This is a genomic window from Limosilactobacillus sp. WILCCON 0051 (assembly GCF_039955095.1).
Lineage (GTDB): Bacteria > Bacillota > Bacilli > Lactobacillales > Lactobacillaceae > Limosilactobacillus > Limosilactobacillus allomucosae.
In genome coordinates, this window is sequence record NZ_CP154878.1 from 377,802 (window position 1) to 396,512 (window position 18,711).

Annotated in this window: 17 protein-coding genes; 13 read left to right on the forward strand and 4 right to left on the reverse strand. The window is 46.5% G+C overall.

Features of this window, described 5'->3' with window-relative positions; translation table 11 throughout:
* Window positions 1-35: 35 nt before the first annotated feature.
* The 8 genes from ABC765_RS01705 (at window position 36) to uvrA (ending at window position 9,849) form a co-directional block, all read left to right on the forward strand.
* Complete coding sequence (locus ABC765_RS01705) at window positions 36-1,292, forward strand: transposase (protein WP_347963292.1); 1,257 nt, start codon at window positions 36-38, stop codon at window positions 1,290-1,292.
* A gap of 213 nt (window positions 1,293-1,505) precedes the next feature.
* Entirely contained in the window at window positions 1,506-1,709 is a 204-nt protein-coding gene (locus ABC765_RS01710) for a hypothetical protein (protein WP_034541293.1), read from the forward strand.
* A 50-nt stretch (window positions 1,710-1,759) separates the two neighbouring features.
* Window positions 1,760-2,455 (forward strand): HAD family hydrolase, encoded by a 696-nt coding sequence (locus ABC765_RS01715; RefSeq protein WP_347952736.1) that lies wholly within the window; start codon window positions 1,760-1,762, stop codon window positions 2,453-2,455.
* Between the two features lie 149 nt (window positions 2,456-2,604).
* Window positions 2,605-2,778, forward strand: a complete 174-nt coding sequence (locus tag ABC765_RS01720) for a hypothetical protein (protein WP_303094221.1) — start codon at window positions 2,605-2,607, stop codon at window positions 2,776-2,778.
* Entirely contained in the window at window positions 2,768-3,124 is a 357-nt protein-coding gene (gene tnpB / locus ABC765_RS01725) for an IS66 family insertion sequence element accessory protein TnpB (protein WP_013437559.1), read from the forward strand. Before ABC765_RS01720 ends, tnpB (ABC765_RS01725) begins: the two co-directional genes overlap by 11 nt.
* A 73-nt stretch (window positions 3,125-3,197) precedes the next feature.
* On the forward strand, window positions 3,198-4,733 hold the full coding sequence (locus tag ABC765_RS01730) for an IS66 family transposase (RefSeq protein ID WP_347952914.1): 1,536 nt from the start codon (window positions 3,198-3,200) through the stop codon (window positions 4,731-4,733).
* 217 nt (window positions 4,734-4,950) lie between these two features.
* Window positions 4,951-6,990: an excinuclease ABC subunit UvrB gene (gene uvrB / locus ABC765_RS01735; RefSeq protein ID WP_347952737.1), complete on the forward strand. Its 2,040-nt coding sequence runs from the start codon at window positions 4,951-4,953 to the stop codon at window positions 6,988-6,990.
* 18 nt (window positions 6,991-7,008) lie between these two features.
* Window positions 7,009-9,849 (forward strand): excinuclease ABC subunit UvrA, encoded by a 2,841-nt coding sequence (gene uvrA, locus ABC765_RS01740; RefSeq protein ID WP_347980582.1) that lies wholly within the window; start codon window positions 7,009-7,011, stop codon window positions 9,847-9,849.
* 91 nt (window positions 9,850-9,940) lie between these two features.
* Here the strand turns inward: uvrA and ABC765_RS01745 are convergent, their stop codons facing one another.
* From ABC765_RS01745 to ABC765_RS01755, 3 genes are all read right to left on the reverse strand, one after another.
* A complete protein-coding gene (locus ABC765_RS01745; protein WP_347963294.1) occupies window positions 9,941-11,482 on the reverse strand; it encodes an IS66 family transposase in 1,542 nt (513 codons plus the stop codon).
* A 72-nt stretch (window positions 11,483-11,554) separates the two neighbouring features.
* The gene (gene tnpB / locus ABC765_RS01750) at window positions 11,555-11,911 is read right to left on the reverse strand and encodes an IS66 family insertion sequence element accessory protein TnpB (RefSeq protein WP_347963295.1); all 357 of its coding nucleotides are present in this window, start codon (window positions 11,909-11,911) and stop codon (window positions 11,555-11,557) included.
* The gene (locus ABC765_RS01755; RefSeq protein ID WP_347963296.1) at window positions 11,901-12,074 is read right to left on the reverse strand and encodes a hypothetical protein; all 174 of its coding nucleotides are present in this window, start codon (window positions 12,072-12,074) and stop codon (window positions 11,901-11,903) included. Before ABC765_RS01755 ends, tnpB (ABC765_RS01750) begins: the two co-directional genes overlap by 11 nt.
* A gap of 254 nt (window positions 12,075-12,328) precedes the next feature.
* On the opposite strand from ABC765_RS01755, the gene ABC765_RS01760 reads away from it, so the two are divergent.
* From ABC765_RS01760 to whiA, 5 genes are all read left to right on the forward strand, one after another.
* Window positions 12,329-13,234 (forward strand): shikimate dehydrogenase, encoded by a 906-nt coding sequence (locus ABC765_RS01760; RefSeq protein WP_347980583.1) that lies wholly within the window; start codon window positions 12,329-12,331, stop codon window positions 13,232-13,234.
* Window positions 13,235-13,987 carry a type I 3-dehydroquinate dehydratase gene (gene aroD, locus ABC765_RS01765; protein WP_347980584.1) on the forward strand — a complete coding sequence of 251 codons (753 nt, stop codon included), beginning with the start codon at window positions 13,235-13,237 and terminating at the stop codon, window positions 13,985-13,987.
* A 139-nt stretch (window positions 13,988-14,126) separates the two neighbouring features.
* Window positions 14,127-14,996: an RNase adapter RapZ gene (gene rapZ, locus ABC765_RS01770; protein WP_347963299.1), complete on the forward strand. Its 870-nt coding sequence runs from the start codon at window positions 14,127-14,129 to the stop codon at window positions 14,994-14,996.
* Window positions 14,997-15,008: 12 nt separating this feature from the next.
* Window positions 15,009-15,998, forward strand: a complete 990-nt coding sequence (gene yvcK / locus ABC765_RS01775; protein WP_006500400.1) for a uridine diphosphate-N-acetylglucosamine-binding protein YvcK — start codon at window positions 15,009-15,011, stop codon at window positions 15,996-15,998.
* An 18-nt stretch (window positions 15,999-16,016) separates the two neighbouring features.
* Complete coding sequence (whiA, locus tag ABC765_RS01780; RefSeq protein ID WP_347952742.1) at window positions 16,017-16,955, forward strand: DNA-binding protein WhiA; 939 nt, start codon at window positions 16,017-16,019, stop codon at window positions 16,953-16,955.
* A gap of 206 nt (window positions 16,956-17,161) precedes the next feature.
* Here the strand turns inward: whiA and ABC765_RS01785 are convergent, their stop codons facing one another.
* Complete coding sequence (locus ABC765_RS01785; protein WP_347952914.1) at window positions 17,162-18,697, reverse strand: IS66 family transposase; 1,536 nt, start codon at window positions 18,695-18,697, stop codon at window positions 17,162-17,164.
* Between the last annotated feature and the right edge of the window lie 14 nt (window positions 18,698-18,711).

An 18,711-nucleotide genomic window follows, 5' to 3' on the forward strand; every position in this document is an offset into this window, starting at 1 on the left:
GCTGATGATATAATTCAATTAAAGGAGGTGAAAAAATGAAGTCAATGGCACAGTTAGAATATCATTATGGATTGAAGGTTCGTATCTATCCGAGTGATTACCAGAAACAAATAATCAAGGTTAACAGCGATGCCAGTCGTTTCGTCTATAATGAGATGGTTGCGATCGGTAAAGAACTCTGGCAATTAAACCGAATCAAACTGTCGATTGATACGGTTCAAGATCGGATCCAACAGCTAAAGCTTCGTCAAAACGCTAAGCAGATGTCAAATCATTTCCAGTTTTTAGAAGATGAGCGTATTGACAGTCTTGCTAAGGCTAATGCCATTCAAAACTATCACAAGGCTTGGAACGCTTTTCGCAAGGTTCATGAAGCCGGTGTGCCAAAATTTCATCGTAAAAGCTATGCCTGGCGATACCAGACCAACTGTCAATATCCAAAACAAAAGACGGCCCGGCTAGACAACGGTACCGTCTGCTTTGAAGATCGCAAACATATTGTGGTGCCTAAACTAGGACGTTTGCGGATCAAAGGTGCTCAGCAGCGACTATTGGATCGTCAAGGCGAAACACGCATTGGTACGGTAACCATTTCCAAAGATGCTGCCGATCGATTCTTTCTGTCGCTGCAATTAGGTTCAGATACACCGTTTGTTCCTAAGCTTAGCCGTACTAATCGGCAAATTGGCATTGACCTAAATACAGAAAACTTTCTGACTGCCAGTGATGGTCGAACCGTCGCTAACCCACGCTACTATCGAACAATCAAGGGAAAATTAGCTAAAGCACAGCGCACTCTTTCACGTCGCCAGCGCCGGGCTAAAAAAGAGCAGCGTTCCTTGCGGGAAAGCAAAAACTACCAGAAGCAGCGTTTGTTAGTCGCTAAGATCCATGCACGGGTATTTGACCGCCGCCATGATTTTCTCCAACGCACGTCTACAGCACTGATCAAGAACCAAGATCTCGTTGTAGCCGAAGAATTGAGGAGTAAGAATCTGCTAAAAAATCGTGCCTTGGCATTGAGCATCAGCGATGTTGGCTGGCGGTCTTTCTTGGGTATGTTGTCATACAAAGCCGACCTCTATGACCGTCAATTTATCACGGTCAGCCCTAAAAACACGACCCAAACCTGTCATGACTGCGGTTTTGTAATGGGAAGTGACGGGACCGAAAAGCTGACACTGGCAGATCGTGAATGGATATGTCCACGGTGCCATGTTCATCATATCCGCGATTACAATGCAGCACTGAATATTTTAGAAAAAGGACTCCAGAAACAACAAAAAGCCTAGTCAAAAAGCTGGGCTCATTCCTATGGCAACCTGGGAATGTAAAAGGCATTGGTAATTAGATGATCACTGCTCAAGCAACTGCGGCTGTTTGAGTAAATCGTCCGTATCTATGCAAATTGTGGTTCAGACACTCAATATCGGGGTGTTTGCCCACAAGCCATCGACTTTAGCCGATGGTGGTTGACGACAACGCTACCTCAAGGAGGAATTGAAATGGATAAGCCAACGCGTCGTCGGATTGATGGCCAGATCTTATTATCAGGGCTGGCTAATTTTGCCATGTTTGTCGGCGGTTTTTGTCTGGCCGGCAAGCATATGGGCTGGATGGCGGCTATGCTGCTGATCTATTTAGCAGCGACCGGACTGCAGTTTTATCTAATGGGTAAATTAGCCGTTGAACAGCGTCATGATGATTGAAAGTGCGCTATACTGGATAAAAGAATAATTTAAAAAGGAGCCCTTTGCCAATGATTTTGACTTTTGCCGTCAATGGTACGCTATTGGACGAAACGCCATTTTTTGAAAAATTAAAAGCACTTGCTGAAGAACCAAAACTGGATGCAGAACAGGTTGCTTTTGCCTATCGTTTTTATCAGGCCCGTCTGCAGTATGGCCAGGCCTATCAAGATGCCAAGACGATCTTAAAACAGACCTTGATGCTGATGGATGTTCAGTTTAATGATCGGGGCTGGTTTGCTCGTCACTACGAAGAACTGCTGGCTGCAAAAAAAGAACTGTCGCCATTTGATGATGCGTTAAAAGCGCTGCCGCTGCTCAAGCGCCACAATAAGCTATATGCAGTTGCCAACACTGACAATGATATTGCTCAGGCTCAGCTGCAGGCGCTTGATGAATGGCTGGATGGTATTTTAACGGCTGAACAGGCACAGTCCTACCAGCCGCAAGCTGCTTTGTTTGAGCGAGTTGCTGAAAAGCTTGATTTTGACCATCAAGCGCATGCTCACATTGGCAGCGACTATTGGCAAGACATTAAGCCAGCTGCGGATCGTTCCTGGCATAATGTCTGGATCAATCGTCAGGCAATGGCCAACTCGCGGATGTACAAGCATAACAAGGCTTTGCCGACTCTAGAGAAGTTGCCGGACTATATCGCACGGGTGGCACCGGATATGGAAGAACGTGCTGGGCGCCAGTCAAACTAAGCAAGATAAGCTGCCAGAACAAAGGCAGCTTTTTATTTTGAAATGATCTGAAAATGACAGTGCAAAGTAAGCACACTATAACCAACCGCATATGATTAAATCCCAAGTTCTCCTATACTTGAAGACATATTCAAGGAGGAGGACTTTTTATGAAGCAAGATTTTGTCGAAGTTGATATACCACGAACAAAGAAGCCGGTTACTAAGCGCTCACGCTTGACTGCGACCGTTTCACTGCACCAAGTAAAAATTAATGTCTACCAAGAAGCAGATCCCGCTCTGGTTAGTGAGATCATTAAAGCAGTAGCCGCTTATGCTGGTTAACTGGAGTGCCCCTCAGCACGTCTACATAGTTTGTGGCAAGACCGATCTGCGGAAGGGGATTGATGGTTTGGCCATGGTGATCGCAGAGAATTATGGCTTGGAATTAGATAATGATTCGTTATTCCTATTTTGTGGCAATCGTAATGACCGCTTCAAAGGCTTGTACTGGGACGGCGAAGGATTCATCCTGCTTTATAAACGCTTTGAAAATGGTGGACTGCGATGGCCGCGACATCGAGAAGACGCAGTGGCATTAACCAAGAGTCAGATTAAGGCATTGTTAGAAGGCATCTCGCCACTGCCTCAGAAACGAATCAGGCCGGCTATTAAGGGACCAGGGTATTAACAAGTTCCTCTTTTATTTGCCTCCATTATCTGATAACCTAATGGTCATCAGATAATAAAGGAGGTGATTGGTAATGGCTGAGAAGATCACTTTAGAAGAAGCCTTGCGTGAAAACAAAGAACTAAAGGCTAAGATTGCGGAACTGACCGAGATGGTAAACTATCTGCAAAAGCAACTTTTTGGAAAAAAAACTGAAAAATTAAGTGCTGGCCAGTTGGATCTGTTTGATGACAACGAACAGGAAACCGTGCCAACGAATGATTCAACAGTAGAAAAGTTGACCACTACCGTTACCAGTCACCAGAGAAAATGCAAATCAAAGGAATCACGTAAACAATTGCTTGATTGCCTAGAACAAGTTGAAGAACTTCATCAGCTAAGCGAGCAAGAACTGACTTGTGATCAATGCGGTCAAATGATGACGGTTATCGGCAAACATGAACAATATCGTGAAGTTAAACTGATTCCTGCCCACTTGTGCTGCAAAATCGTATGTACTGAAACGGCTAGATGCGAACACTGTCAAGATCCGGAAACCGACAATGATGTACTCGTTCAGGCAAAGACGCCACAGCCCTTGTTTCCACACAGTTACCTTTCAAGCTCGGTAATCGCCGAAGTACTTTTTGAAAAGTTTGGTCTGGCAGTACCGTTTACCCGCCAGACGCAGTATTGGGAGCGCCTCGGACTTCCCATCACCAGCAAACATATGGCTCGTGGGGTAATTGAAGCTGGCGAAAGGTTTGGGCAAAAGATTTATGAACGTCTGCGTCAAGAAATCAAGGCAGCACCTGTGGTGCAGCTTGATGAGACGCCATTTCAAGTTCTGGATCTTGATCAATCACATGGCTACTTCTGGTCAGCCTGTTCTACGGCAGAATTCAGTCCACATCAAGTATCGTATTTCCACTATGCCCCTTCACGATCAGGAAAGGTTATTACAGAAATCTTAGGTGATGACTTTTCTGGCGGTATTATGTGTGATGGGTTTAGTGGATATTCTGATAATCGCTTACCAGAAGCGTATTGGGGGACCTGTCTGGTTCATATCAATCGCCAATTTAAGCGACTGCTTGATCCAAAGATTACCCGCTTTCAAGGGCAAAGTATTGCGAGTGACGCCGTGCGGATCCTTGCCAAAGTATTTCACATCGAAAAACGGTTGAAATATTCATCAGCAAGTGAGAAGGCAGCCCAAAGGCGTCAGCATTTAAAAGCGATGATTGATGATTTCTATCAGCTGATTGAAGAAGCCTTGACGAAATCGCCACTCAAACCGCTACGCAATGCAATCAAAAATGCCCTCAAATTGAAGAAGCGGGTTTACCAGATGTTCAGGCATGGAGAGCTGCCATTGCATAATAATCACAATGAGCAACTGATTCGTCCCACCACGCTGGTCAGAAAGAACAGTCTGTTTGCGAAGTCCACGGCTGGGGCCAAAGCCAATGCGATCTGGTATAGCATCGTGCAAACCGCAAAACTAAATCATTTGGATGTCTTTAAATATTTAGAGACCCTGCTTAGCGCCTTTACAAAACGCGAAACGCCAGAAATAGAGGCTTATTTGCCATGGGCTCGTGAAATTCAAGAAAGCTGCAAAGCCTAATTGATAAATGAACAGCGGTCGACCACGCAGAAATGCGCCGGTCGACCGCTGCTTTTTTGTTCTTTAATTTTTGAAATTGGTCACCGCTTAGTAGGCAACACGGTTCAATATGGTGTGCTTACAGTGCAAATCATTAGACGAATAAACGTTCGTGTGATAGACTTGTACCGATTTTATTAAGGTAACAGCCATCAACCGTCTGCAAGGGGGAAAAATTTTGATTTATCGTCAGCCAGATCGACCATTTGAATTGATTTCCGACTACCAGCCAACCGGTGATCAGCCCGAAGCCATCGCGCAACTGACGCAGGGGTTAAAAAAAGGCGAGCACGCGCAGATTTTGCTGGGAGCCACGGGAACAGGCAAGACGTTTACGATTTCAAACGTTATTGCCAAAGCCAATAAGCCAACGCTGATTTTGTCGCATAACAAAACGCTGGCTGGTCAGTTATATGGTGAAATGAAAAAATTTTTCCCTAATAATGCAGTTGAGTATTTCGTTTCATACTATGACTACTATCAGCCTGAAGCCTATGTACCATCCAGTGATACCTATATTGAAAAAGATGCCTCAATCAATGATGAGATCGACAAGCTGCGGCACGCGGCAACCAGTGCGCTTTTGGAGCGTAATGACGTGATTGTCGTTGCTTCGGTTTCCAGTATCTTTGGCTTGGGTGATCCGCGCGAATATCGTGATCACGTTCTGTCGCTGCATGTCGGCCAAGAAATTGAGCGTAATCAGCTGTTAAGAGATCTGGTCGAGATTCAGTTTGATCGCAATGATATTGATTTTCAGCGGGGCCGGTTTCGCGTGCATGGCGATGTCGTTGAGATCTTCCCGGCTTCACGCGATGAGCGGGCACTGCGCGTCGAGTTTTTCGGCGATGAGATTGACCGAATTCGTGAGGTTGATGCCTTGACTGGCGAGATCATCGGTGATCGCGAGCAGGTCTCGATCTTCCCAGCTACGCACTTTTTGACCAGCGATGACATTATGGATACTGCCTTGCCGCAAATCGAGGCTGAAATGAAAGAACAGGTCGCAAAATTCACCAAGGAAGGCAAACCGCTGGAAGCCGAGCGAATTCAGCAGCGGACGACCTATGACATCGAAATGATGCGTGAGATGGGCTACACCAACGGCATTGAAAACTACTCGCGCTACATGGACGGCCGCAAGCCAGGCGAGCCGCCGTTTACGCTTTTGGATTTCTTCCCTAAGGATTTTCTGCTGGTCGTTGACGAATCACACCAGACCATGCCACAGGTGCGGGGAATGTATAATGGCGATCGGGCCCGCAAGCAGCAGCTGATCGACTATGGATTCCGACTGCCCAGTGCATTGGACAACCGGCCGCTTAAGCTGAGCGAGTTTGAGGAGCGGGTCAATCAGGTCATCTACATGTCAGCAACTCCTGGACCATATGAGCAGGAACAGACTGATCACGTCGTTCAGCAGATCATTCGGCCAACTGGACTTTTGGATCCTAAAGTTGAGGTTCGCCCGGTTATGGGACAGATTGATGATCTGGTTGGCGAAATCAATCAGCGGATCGCAAAAAATGAGCGGGTCTTGATTACTACTCTGACCAAGAAAATGTCAGAAGACTTAACGGATTATCTAAAAGATCTCGGTTTAAAGGTCAAATATCTGCACAGTGATATCAAGACGCTGGAAAGAACGCAGATCATTCGTGAACTCCGGTTGGGCAAATTTGATGTATTGGTCGGAATCAACCTGCTGCGAGAAGGTCTGGACATTCCGGAAGTTTCGCTGGTTGCAATTTTGGATGCGGATAAGGAAGGCTTCTTGCGTAATGAACGCTCCTTGATCCAAACCATTGGGCGGGCTGCCCGTAATGCCAACGGTCAGGTCATCATGTATGCCGATACGATTACTGACTCGATGCAGGCCGCTATTGATGAGACGAAACGGCGGCGTGAGATTCAAGAAGCCTATAATCAGGCGCACCATATCGTGCCTAAGACTATTATCAAGCCGATTCAAGAAGCAATTACTGCAGTTAAGCCGGCTGAGGATGCTGGTAAGATCGAGCATGATACTGAGTTTACGGTTAAAGATTTCAAGGCTTTGGCAAAAGACGAGCAGCAGAATCTGCTGGCTGAGCTGACTGAGCAGATGCGTTCAGCCGCTAAACGACTTGACTTTGAACAGGCCGCCACGCTGCGCGACACAATCATGGAGCTTAATGCGGCAGTCAAGAATCCAAAAAACAAACAAGCTAAACATTGAAGCTAGGGGGGGTTGGCAATGGCCAACGATAAAATCGTGGTGCATGGCGCACGTGCCCACAACCTAAAAAACATTGACGTGACGATTCCTAAAAACAAGCTGGTCGTAATTACCGGGCTTTCCGGATCTGGAAAAAGCTCGCTGGCCTTTGATACCTTGTACGCAGAGGGACAGCGGCGCTATGTGGAGAGCTTGTCGGCCTATGCGCGACAGTTCTTAGGGCAGATGGACAAGCCAGATGTTGATTCGATTGATGGACTGTCACCGGCGATCTCGATCGATCAAAAAACGACTTCTCATAATCCGCGCTCAACGGTTGGGACGGTAACCGAAATCAATGACTTTTTACGGCTGTTATGGGCTCGTGTAGGAACGCCAATCTGTCCTAATGATGGCAGCGTGATTGCCAGCCAGTCCGTTGATCAGATGGTTGATCGGGTCATGGAACTGCCAGAGCGGACACGGCTGCAGGTGTTGGCGCCGATTGTTCGTGACAAGAAAGGAACTCAAAAAAGCGTTTTTGAAAAAATCAAAAAAGCTGGGTTCGTACGGGTTCAGGTTGATGGTCAAACCTATGATCTAGAAGAGGTTCCAGCACTGGACAAAAATAAGAAGCACACCGTTAACGTCGTGGTTGACCGGATCATTATCAAACAAGGCATCCGTTCACGCCTGTTTGACTCGTTTGAAGCTGCCCTGCGCTTGAGTGACGGCTATGCCACGGCCGATGTGATTGGCGGCGAACCGTTGCTGTTTTCTGAACAGTATGCCTGTCCAATCTGCGGCTTTACGGTTGGCGAGCTGGAACCGCGGCTGTTTTCGTTTAACGCGCCGCTGGGGGCCTGTCCGGAATGCGAGGGGCTGGGCAGCAAATTGGAGGTCGATGAGGAGCTGGTCGTGCCGGATCGGAAAAAAACGCTGCGTGAAGGGGCAATGCTGCCTTGGAATCCCATTTCTTCACAGTATTATCCCAAAATGCTGGAACAGTTTTGTGACTCAGCAGATATTGATATGGATGTTCCATTTGAGAAACTGCCTGCCAAACAGCAAAAACAAGTGCTTTATGGCAATGGCGAAACCACTTTCCATTTCCATTATGAAAATGACTTTGGCGGCGTGCGGGATGTTGACGTTCCATTTGAAGGCGTGATCAATAACGTTAAGCGTCGCTATCGGGAAACCAATTCTGACTTTACGCGCGAACAGATGCGCAAATACATGACTGAGCTGCCTTGTCCGGCCTGCCATGGCTATCGTTTAAATCAAAAAGCACTGGCAGTTAAGATCATGGGCCAAAACATTGGTGAGGTCTCAGAACTGCCAATCAGCAAGGCAATTCCGTTTTTTGAATCGGTTGAGCTTTCACCAGCCAAGGCCAAGATTGCTCAGCCGATCTTAAAAGAAATTCTGGATCGGCTGACTTTTATGGCCAATGTTGGCGTTGAATATCTGACCCTGAGTCGAGCCGCACGGACGCTTTCTGGTGGCGAGGCGCAGCGGATTCGGCTGGCTACCCAGATCGGCTCGAACCTTTCTGGAGTAATGTATGTCTTGGACGAGCCTTCAATTGGTCTTCATCAGCGCGATAACGATCGCTTGATTGCCTCACTCAAAAAAATGCGTGATCTTGGCAATACACTGATTGTCGTTGAGCATGATGAAGACACGATGCGGGCTGCCGACTATATTATTGACATTGGTCCTGGTGCGGGCGAAAATGGCGGTCAGGTCATGGCGGCCGGAACGCCCAAGCAGATTATGCGCTCACGTAAATCACTGACTGGTCAGTATCTTTCAGGCAAACAGCAGATTCCGGTACCAGCAAAGCGGCGAACGGGCAATGGCAATTTTATTGAGCTTAAAGGCGCGCGAGCCAATAATCTTAAAAACATCGACGTTAAGTTTCCGCTGGGTGAATTCATATGCGTTACCGGGGTTTCTGGCTCTGGCAAGTCGACACTGGTCAATCTGATCTTAAAACGAATCCTGGCACAAAAACTCAATGGTGCATCGGCAAAGCCGGGACGCTATCAGTCAATCAGCGGTCTGGAAAACGTTGAAAAGGTAATCGATATCGACCAGTCGCCAATCGGCAGAACGCCACGCAGCAATCCGGCAACCTATACCGGCGTTTTTGATGATATTCGTGATCTGTTTGCCCAGACCAATGAGGCTAAGCTGCGCGGATATACCAAGGGACGCTTTAGCTTTAACGTTAAGGGTGGTCGCTGTGAGGCCTGCCGAGGCGATGGGATTTTAAAGATTGAAATGAACTTTTTGCCGGATGTTTATGTACCATGCGAGGTCTGTCACGGTACGCGCTATAATTCTGAAACGCTGGAAGTTGAGTATAAGGGCAAAAACATTGCTGAAGTTTTGAAAATGACGGTTTCAGAAGCTTTGGAATTTTTCAGTGCAATTCCTAAGATTCGGCGTAAGCTGCAGACGATTGAGGATGTTGGTCTGGGCTACGTACAGCTGGGGCAGCCGGCAACAACGCTTTCTGGTGGGGAAGCCCAGCGAATGAAACTGGCCAGTGAGCTGCACCGTCAATCACATGGCAAGAGCTTCTATATTCTTGATGAGCCGACAACTGGTCTGCATATGGCTGATATCAAGCGGCTGTTGGGTGTCTTGCAGCGCTTGGTTGATGCCGGGAATACGGTTTTGGTGATTGAGCATGATCTAGACGTGGTGAAGTCAGCGGATTGGCTGATTGATCTGGGTCCAGAGGGTGGCGAGGCTGGCGGCTTTGTCGTAGCAGCCGGAACGCCAGAAACGATTGCCGCAGTACCTGAAAGCTACACAGGGCAGTACTTGAAGCCAATGCTTGAACGAGATCGGCAAAGAAAGGCGTAAGCACACCACAATGGTACGGGTTGAAAAATACACGAAAAAATGAGGCATCTCGCTGCTTGGCGAGATGCCCCATTTCATTATCCTAGTGATTTTATTTGCCGCAAATCTGCTGAACGGTTGGATTCCATGGCAAATAAGCCTTCAGATCCAGGTTCTGAGAGCGCGTGTAGGCTTCAAAGATCAATTTCAGATATTTGAAGATATCCAGATTATTTAGTTTGGCCGTCTGAACGATCGTATAGAAGATCGCATTGGCTTCCGCACCGGCTGTAGATTTCGCAAACAGGCTGTTTTTGCGAATGATGGTCGACGGTCGGATGCTCTGCTCAACCGAGTTATTGCTTAACGGCAGCTCGCCAATCTCAAAGATCTGATATACACGATCCTTAAGTTTCAAGGCGTTTTTGACTGCGTCTTTCAGCTTATGCATCGGATAAGCAATCCCTTCAATAAAGCGATAGAAGGCATCCAACAGTGGCTTGACCAGTTTTCGTCGCTGCGCTTTTTTCTCAGCCGGCGTTTTATACCTCAAGTTATTTTCCTTATGAAACACTCGGCTAAGCAGCTTTACGGCTTGCGTTGCCTGGGCATTATTCTTTAACGTGAGGCCTTTGACCAATTCAATAAATGGTCGGCGAATATGTATGAGACAGCTGCCAAACGTTGCTTTGGGCAGCTGCTCTTGGCCGTAGCCACGATAGCCGTCACACATAACCGCTCCCGTATAGTCAGGAGTCAGTACGTCACTGATGACTTTTCCTGAACGAGTCGGCGCATAGTGAAAGTAGGCTATCTGATGTTTTGCGAACTCCTTCGGTGTTCGCAAAGCCCAGAAAAAGGACTTGCTTTTCCCGCTGTCGAGCACTTGAAAAGGAGTCTCATCCATATGAACAACTTTCTCTTGTCGCAATTGGCTGACAAGAACGTCGCTCAATGGTTTTAAAAACCGCCTGGCACCTTTAATCACCGCATTTGCCATTTGCTTGGAATCCAATTCAAGATTAGCTGCTTGCCACATGCGTTCCTGACGATTAAACGGCACAGCCAAATCAAATTTGTTAGCCGCAATCGTTGCCAGGATGCTGCTTGAGATATAGCTGTGATTAAACAGCGGACTCGGCGTCTTGGCCGTAACCAGCTTATCGCCACCGTTGGGATGACAATGCTGACACTTGTATGTCTTCGCATAAACGTTCCTACAAACGGTATGTGCTGGAACGTATACCGCTTCGCGACTTGCCAATCGGCGGCCAATCTGCTTCATTTCTTGATGACAGTCAGGACAAGTTTTATCATCCAGGTCGTATTCACAGTTCTCCTGTGGCAGACTATCCAGATTTTCTTTCCGGCTGTTGCTTTTCTTTGGCTTAGGGTGACGACTGGATTCTCGCTTTTCTACCGCCGCATCTGAAGGTTCTTCGCTATCAGTTGCTTCAACCTGCTTCTCTTCAAATAAAGAGAGCTGATCTGGGTTTAAAGACTCATTTTTTTTTGCGAATTGGCGATGCTGTTGAAGCTGAAGGGCTACCTTCAACTGATTGATCAGCTCGTTTTGTTGCTGAATCACTTCAGACAATTGCTGAATGACCTGCAAGGCTTCTTCAAGATTCTTGGGCTGTTGTGCTTGAGCCATAGTTCGTCACCTCCTAACGCTTCTGAATGCTATTAAGCATATCAGAAATGTTAGAAAATTAACAGACTAAAATCAATATAAATGCCCATTTGATACGGGTTTGACCCGCTTAACAGGCAACGGAGAGATACCTTCCAAAAGCAGCTTGATTTGACGGCGGCTTAACTGGACGGCATCATTGCGATGCCGTGGCCAGCGCAGACCACCATTTTCAAAACGTTTATAAAGCAAGATGAATCCTTCACCGTCCCAATAGAGTCCCTTAAACCGATCATTCCGCGTACCGCAGAAAAGGAATAGGGAATCATCAAACAGATCCAGATCATAGTTTTCGGCGACCACTGCCGCTAAGCCATCAATACCTTTGCGCAGATCGGTTTTGCCGCAGACGATAAAAACATGCTTCGGCTGGGTCCAATTAACTAGCATGATCAATGAGGAGTTTAATCAGATTTTCGATCATCGCAGGATCAGCGTCTTGGTAGATGTTAAGCCGCACCTTCTGAATCGAAAGTGAGGCTACCAGCACGCGCCGGTTAGTCTTGCGGTCGTTTGAAGTGGCGCTGACTTCAACGATTTCATTTTGAGCCATCAAAAAGACCTCCTATATGAGTTTCCTCAAGTATAGAAGGTCCGCGCGGCGGTTGGAATACGTGTTGTTATGGTGTGCTTACAGAAAGGCTCAGCAGGAAAATAAATGAACTTTAATATAAAGTGGGATTAAGCTTAGCTGCATAAAGGTGCGCTAAGCTTTTTCTATGTTTATGATTGAAATTGCAATGCCATTATATTAAGATTAAAACATTATAATTTCGTTAAAAAGAAGTTAAAATGGAGGTCTTGCAGATGGATCTGAATAACATTCATACCGGAAAAAACATCTCACTGAATGGTCATACGATTTTGATTGGCTTGATGGCGGACCCGATTCGTCATTCGATGTCACCAACCATGCACAATAATGCTTTTGCCAAGCTGGGGCTTAATTATGCCTACCTCTGTTTTGAAATCGACAATCAAAAGCTGCCTAAAGCCATTGATGCCATCAGAACGCTGGATATGCGCGGCTCAAACATCTCAATGCCCAATAAACAAAAAGTAATCCCTTACCTTGATCGCTTGGATGAGTCAGCTGAACTCTGCCAAGCCGTTAATACCATTGTCAATGATCATGGTGTCTTGACAGGGTACACGACGGATGGAATCGGCTTTATGCAGTCGTTAAAGGATGAAGGACTGGATATTGCCGGTCAAAAGATGGTGCTGACTGGTGCTGGCGGGGCCGGAACACCGATTGCCATGCAGGCAGCTATTGAGGGAGTTAAAGAAATCGCCTTATTCAACATTGATGACGACAAATGGGCAAATGCCGTCCGCAATGTTAAGATCATCAACGAAAAAACGGGTGCGCATGCCACGCTGCATCATCTTGAAGACCAGGCCGACTTTAAAAAAGAACTGGCCAGCTGTGATATCTATGTGGATGCAACCGGCGTAGGGATGAAGCCGCTGGAAGACATGACTTTGGTTGCGGATCCAACATGGTTTCACCAAGACATGATCGTTTATGATACGGTCTATGCGCCGCGTGAAACCAAGTTAATGCAGGTTGCCAAGCAGGCTGGCGTCGATCACGTCTTTAATGGGCTGGGAATGATGCTGGAGCAGGGAGCAGCGGCCTTTAAGCTTTGGACTGGCCAGGATATGCCGGTTGAATACATTCGCAATCTGCTTTTTAAAGAGGAAGACTAGATGAAAAAAGTAAAGCTGAATAACGTCGTCTTAGGCGATGGAAGCCCTAAAATCGCCGTTCCAATCGTAGCAGCCGATCAAACAGCGATGATTGAGCAGGCACGAACGGTTTTGGCCGCCCAGCCGGATGTCGTTGAGTGGCGGATTGATTTTTTGGCTGACGTTTTGGATTCGGCCAAACTCAAAACAGCTGCGCTTGACCTTAAACAAGCGCTGGGTGAGACACCGCTTTTGACTACGTTTCGCACGGCCAAAGAAGGCGGTAATCTAGCCATTGATGAGGAGACATATTTTCAGATTTTGCGTTTGGTGGTTGAAAATGAGCTGACGACGGCCATCGATGTTGAATTGTTTCATCAAAAAGAAACCGTTATGCGAATCGTTGAATTGGCCCATGTTCATGACATCAAGGTAATCATGAGCAGTCATGACTTTAAGCAGACGCCAACCGCCTGTGAAATCTACTATCGACTTCATAAAATGGCTGATCTGGGAGCTGATGTTGCCAAAATTGCCGTGATGCCTCAAAATCCGGCTGATGTTTTGACGCTGCTGTCGGCTACTCACCAGGCCCATGAAAAACTGGACCTGCCTTTGATTACCATGGCAATGGGAGATCTGGGCAAGGTAACGCGGATTGCTGGTGCGGTTTTTGGATCAGCATTGACGTTTGGCACGGTTGGTACGGCTTCAGCACCTGGTCAGCTGAGCATTGCTGATTTAAGGCAGGCCTTAGCAAATCTAAGACTTTAACCAAGTGAAACTTAGGCATTCTGGAAGCTATTGGTCGCTTCAAGGGTGCCTTTTATTAGGTGGAAAAGACTTCAAAATTAAAAGACACGCCCGGGTATGATACAATGGAAACCGTATTTTGAATAGAGGTGACAGCTTCGTGGCAAAACCACTGCAAGTCGTGATCATTACTGGGATGAGCGGTGCCGGTAAGACGGTTGCCGTTCAAAGCTTTGAGGATCTTGGCTACTTTGTAATTGATAACATGCTGCCGAATCTGGCGGAAAAATTTGCCGACGTGATCCAAAACGCTGCTGAATTTGACAAAATGGCGATGGTAATGGATTCGCGCTCACAGGAATTTTACGATCAGATTCTGCCCTGCATTCAGCGCTTAAAGAGTCGTACTGATCTGCAAGTTGAGATTTTATTTTTGGATGCCAGCGATGTTGAGCTGGTTTCGCGCTATAAAGAGACACGCCGCTCACATCCATTATCACGGCAAGGTGGCGTCTTAGAAGGAATCCAAAAAGAACGGACATTATTGAGTGATTTAAAGAGTCAGGCCGATGTTGTAATTGATACGACTGAACTGACGCCGCGTAATCTGCGTGTAAGAATTGATGATTACTTTGGCGATGGTCAGACCAGCAGCTTTTTTGTTGAAGTGATGTCATTTGGCTTTAAGTACGGCTTGCCATTGGATGCTGATATCGTTATGGATGCCCGCTTTCTGCCCAATCCGTTCTACTTGCCTGAGCTTAAGCATCTAACCGGCAATGATCAGCCAGTGCAGGATTACGTCATGCAGAGTCAGCTGGCTAAAGATTTCTACTCACATTTAAAAGCTTTGCTGAAGGTTGCTTTGCCAGGCTATATTCAAGAAGGAAAAAGCAGCTTGACGATTGCGATTGGCTGTACGGGTGGGCAGCATCGTTCAGTGACGATTGCCAACCTGTTAAATCAAGATCTGCGCAAAGGCGGCTATACGGTCAATCTGCATCATCGCGATGTTGATAAGGCAAAATAAGGAGGTATTTGAATGATCCATAAACCTAAAATCGTAATGATTGGTGGTGGGACGGGACTTCCTGAGATTCTGCATGGTCTTAGAGATAAAGACGTTGATGTGACGGCAATCGTGACGGTAGCTGATGATGGCGGCTCCTCAGGAATCCTGCGCAATTACGTCAACGTGGTGCCACCTGGTGATATCCGTAATGCATTGGTTGCCTTATCGGAGCTTTCTGAACTGGAACTAGAGATTTTTCAGTATCGTTTTAACAGTACCGATCAGTTTTTAGCTGGCCATGCAATCGGCAACCTGATCATTTCGGCGTTGGCTGAGATGAAAGGCGGCGATATTTTTGCGGCGGTCCAGGAATTGTCATCACTGATGAAGATCAGAGGACATATCTATCCCGTTACCGATGAGCCATTAACCTTAAACGCTGAATTTACAGATGGCTCGACTCTAAGCGGCGAGTCAGAGATTACGGCCGCTCATAAACGGATTCAGCGTGTCTGGATTACACCGTCCAATAACAATGACCATCATCAAGCAGCGGCCGTTAAGCAGGTCATTGATGCCATTATGGATGCCGATCAGATCGTCTTGGGACCTGGGAGTCTGTTTACCAGTATCTTGCCTAACCTGATGATTGAAAACGTCGGCAAGGCTGTTTGTGAAACCAAAGCAGAAGTCGTCTACATCTGCAACATCATGACTCAAAAGGGTGAAACCGACAATTTCTCTGATGCCGATCATGTACGCGTGCTTAATTCGCATTTAAAACAGAACTTTATAGATACCGTTTTGGTAAATATCCAACCGGTACCTAAAGACTACATTGATTTCAAGGAATGGAATGAGATTTCCCAGCCGGTCAAGCATGATTTTCAAGGATTGCGGGATATGGGATGTCGGGTAATCTCCAGTAACTTCCTGCGCTTAAGGGATAACGGCGCCTTTCATGATCGCGACAAGGTGGTGGCTGAACTGCTGAATCGTCTGCATGGCGTACATTATTAACTAAGAGGAGGATCGCGCATGTCATATGCCAGCGAGGTAAAAAAAGAGCTGACGGGGCTGCAGGTGCACTTGGATAATGCCAAGGCCGAACTGATGGCGCTGATTCGGATGAATGGATCTTTGGGAATTGCTAACCGCAACATGATTCTTAACGTCCAAACAGAAAGTCCCGCCATTGCCAGAAGAATCTATTCGCTTTTAAAGCAGTTTTATCAAGTCGAAAGTGAGATCGTCGTCCGGCGAAAAATGAAGCTGAAAAAGAACAATCAATACGTTGTAAGGCTTCGCTACCATGCGCAAGAGATTCTCAGTGATTTGGGAATTTTAGAAGGCTTTCAGATCAAAGAAAAGGTCCCAATGGCGCTGCTTAAGGATGATTTAATGATTCGTTCATACCTGCGCGGGGCTTTTTTAGCGGGTGGCTCGGTCAATAATCCGGAAACCTCGCGCTATCACCTGGAAATCTATTCATTATATGAAGAACATAATGAGATGATTGCCCAGATGATCAATCGCTACCGCCTAAATGCCAGAACCACGGCGCGTCGCAGCGGCTATATCGTCTACTTAAAGGAAGCGGAAAAAATTGCGGAGTTTCTTCAGCTGATCGGTGCCACTAACGGCATGCTCAAGTTTGAAAATATCCGAATCGTTCGTGATATGCGTAATTCCGTCAATCGCTTGGTTAACTGTGAAAATGCCAATATGGATAAGGTAGCCAATGCCTCTAATCGTCAGATCGAAAATATTCGTTTGATCGATTCAATGGTCGGTTTGGACAGCTTGCCAGAAAAACTGCGGGCAATTGCTGAAACCCGGCTTGCACATCAAGAGGTCAGCTTAAAAGAGCTGGGCGTTTTGGTGCCAGGCGGCCCGATCTCAAAATCAGGAGTCAATCATCGGCTGCGCAAGCTAAATGCTTATGCCGATGAGCTGCGGCAGGCAAAGAGCAATTAAAAAACCACGACTGGATAGCAGTCGTGGTTTTTTAGCTATTTAGGTCAAACGATTACTTCAGTTTGGCGCTGTTCTCCATGATTCGTAAGCACACCATATTGAACCGTGTTGCCTACTAAGCGGTGACCAATTTCAAAAATTAAAGAACAAAAAAGCAGCGGTCGACCGGCGCATTTCTGCGTGGTCGACCGCTGTTCATTTATCAATTAGGCTTTGCAGCTTTCTTGAATTTCACGAGCCCATGGCAAATAAGCCTCTATTTCTGGCGTTTCGCGTTTTGTAAAGGCGCTAAGCAGGGTCTCTAAATATTTAAAGACATCCAAATGATTTAGTTTTGCGGTTTGCACGATGCTATACCAGATCGCATTGGCTTTGGCCCCAGCCGTGGACTTCGCAAACAGACTGTTCTTTCTGACCAGCGTGGTGGGACGAATCAGTTGCTCATTGTGATTATTATGCAATGGCAGCTCTCCATGCCTGAACATCTGGTAAACCCGCTTCTTCAATTTGAGGGCATTTTTGATTGCATTGCGTAGCGGTTTGAGTGGCGATTTCGTCAAGGCTTCTTCAATCAGCTGATAGAAATCATCAATCATCGCTTTTAAATGCTGACGCCTTTGGGCTGCCTTCTCACTTGCTGATGAATATTTCAACCGTTTTTCGATGTGAAATACTTTGGCAAGGATCCGCACGGCGTCACTCGCAATACTTTGCCCTTGAAAGCGGGTAATCTTTGGATCAAGCAGTCGCTTAAATTGGCGATTGATATGAACCAGACAGGTCCCCCAATACGCTTCTGGTAAGCGATTATCAGAATATCCACTAAACCCATCACACATAATACCGCCAGAAAAGTCATCACCTAAGATTTCTGTAATAACCTTTCCTGATCGTGAAGGGGCATAGTGGAAATACGATACTTGATGTGGACTGAATTCTGCCGTAGAACAGGCTGACCAGAAGTAGCCATGTGATTGATCAAGATCCAGAACTTGAAATGGCGTCTCATCAAGCTGCACCACAGGTGCTGCCTTGATTTCTTGACGCAGACGTTCATAAATCTTTTGCCCAAACCTTTCGCCAGCTTCAATTACCCCACGAGCCATATGTTTGCTGGTGATGGGAAGTCCGAGGCGCTCCCAATACTGCGTCTGGCGGGTAAACGGTACTGCCAGACCAAACTTTTCAAAAAGTACTTCGGCGATTACCGAGCTTGAAAGGTAACTGTGTGGAAACAAGGGCTGTGGCGTCTTTGCCTGAACGAGTACATCATTGTCGGTTTCCGGATCTTGACAGTGTTCGCATCTAGCCGTTTCAGTACATACGATTTTGCAGCACAAGTGGGCAGGAATCAGTTTAACTTCACGATATTGTTCATGTTTGCCGATAACCGTCATCATTTGACCGCATTGATCACAAGTCAGTTCTTGCTCGCTTAGCTGATGAAGTTCTTCAACTTGTTCTAGGCAATCAAGCAATTGTTTACGTGATTCCTTTGATTTGCATTTTCTCTGGTGACTGGTAACGGTAGTGGTCAACTTTTCTACTGTTGAATCATTCGTTGGCACGGTTTCCTGTTCGTTGTCATCAAACAGATCCAACTGGCCAGCACTTAATTTTTCAGTTTTTTTTCCAAAAAGTTGCTTTTGCAGATAGTTTACCATCTCGGTCAGTTCCGCAATCTTAGCCTTTAGTTCTTTGTTTTCACGCAAGGCTTCTTCTAAAGTGATCTTCTCAGCCATTACCAATCACCTCC

Coding starts and splice junctions, on each gene's coding strand:
- ABC765_RS01705 (WP_347963292.1), top strand. CDS start 36: ATGAAGTCAATGGCACAGTTAGAATATCATTATGGATTGAAGGTTCGT.
- tnpB (WP_347963295.1), bottom strand. CDS start 11,911: ATGCTAGTTAATTGGACCCAGCCGAAGCATGTTTTTATCGTCTGCGGC.
- ABC765_RS01715 (WP_347952736.1), top strand. CDS start 1,760: ATGATTTTGACTTTTGCCGTCAATGGTACGCTATTGGACGAAACGCCA.
- ABC765_RS01710 (WP_034541293.1), top strand. CDS start 1,506: ATGGATAAGCCAACGCGTCGTCGGATTGATGGCCAGATCTTATTATCA.
- ABC765_RS01730 (WP_347952914.1), top strand. CDS start 3,198: ATGGCTGAGAAGATCACTTTAGAAGAAGCCTTGCGTGAAAACAAAGAA.
- ABC765_RS01755 (WP_347963296.1), bottom strand. CDS start 12,074: ATGGCTCAAAATGAAATCGTTGAAGTCAGCGCCACTTCAAACGACCGC.
- whiA (WP_347952742.1), top strand. CDS start 16,017: ATGTCATATGCCAGCGAGGTAAAAAAAGAGCTGACGGGGCTGCAGGTG.
- tnpB (WP_013437559.1), top strand. CDS start 2,768: ATGCTGGTTAACTGGAGTGCCCCTCAGCACGTCTACATAGTTTGTGGC.
- ABC765_RS01745 (WP_347963294.1), bottom strand. CDS start 11,482: ATGGCTCAAGCACAACAGCCCAAGAATCTTGAAGAAGCCTTGCAGGTC.
- aroD (WP_347980584.1), top strand. CDS start 13,235: ATGAAAAAAGTAAAGCTGAATAACGTCGTCTTAGGCGATGGAAGCCCT.
- ABC765_RS01720 (WP_303094221.1), top strand. CDS start 2,605: ATGAAGCAAGATTTTGTCGAAGTTGATATACCACGAACAAAGAAGCCG.
- ABC765_RS01760 (WP_347980583.1), top strand. CDS start 12,329: ATGGATCTGAATAACATTCATACCGGAAAAAACATCTCACTGAATGGT.
- ABC765_RS01785 (WP_347952914.1), bottom strand. CDS start 18,697: ATGGCTGAGAAGATCACTTTAGAAGAAGCCTTGCGTGAAAACAAAGAA.
- yvcK (WP_006500400.1), top strand. CDS start 15,009: ATGATCCATAAACCTAAAATCGTAATGATTGGTGGTGGGACGGGACTT.
- uvrA (WP_347980582.1), top strand. CDS start 7,009: ATGGCCAACGATAAAATCGTGGTGCATGGCGCACGTGCCCACAACCTA.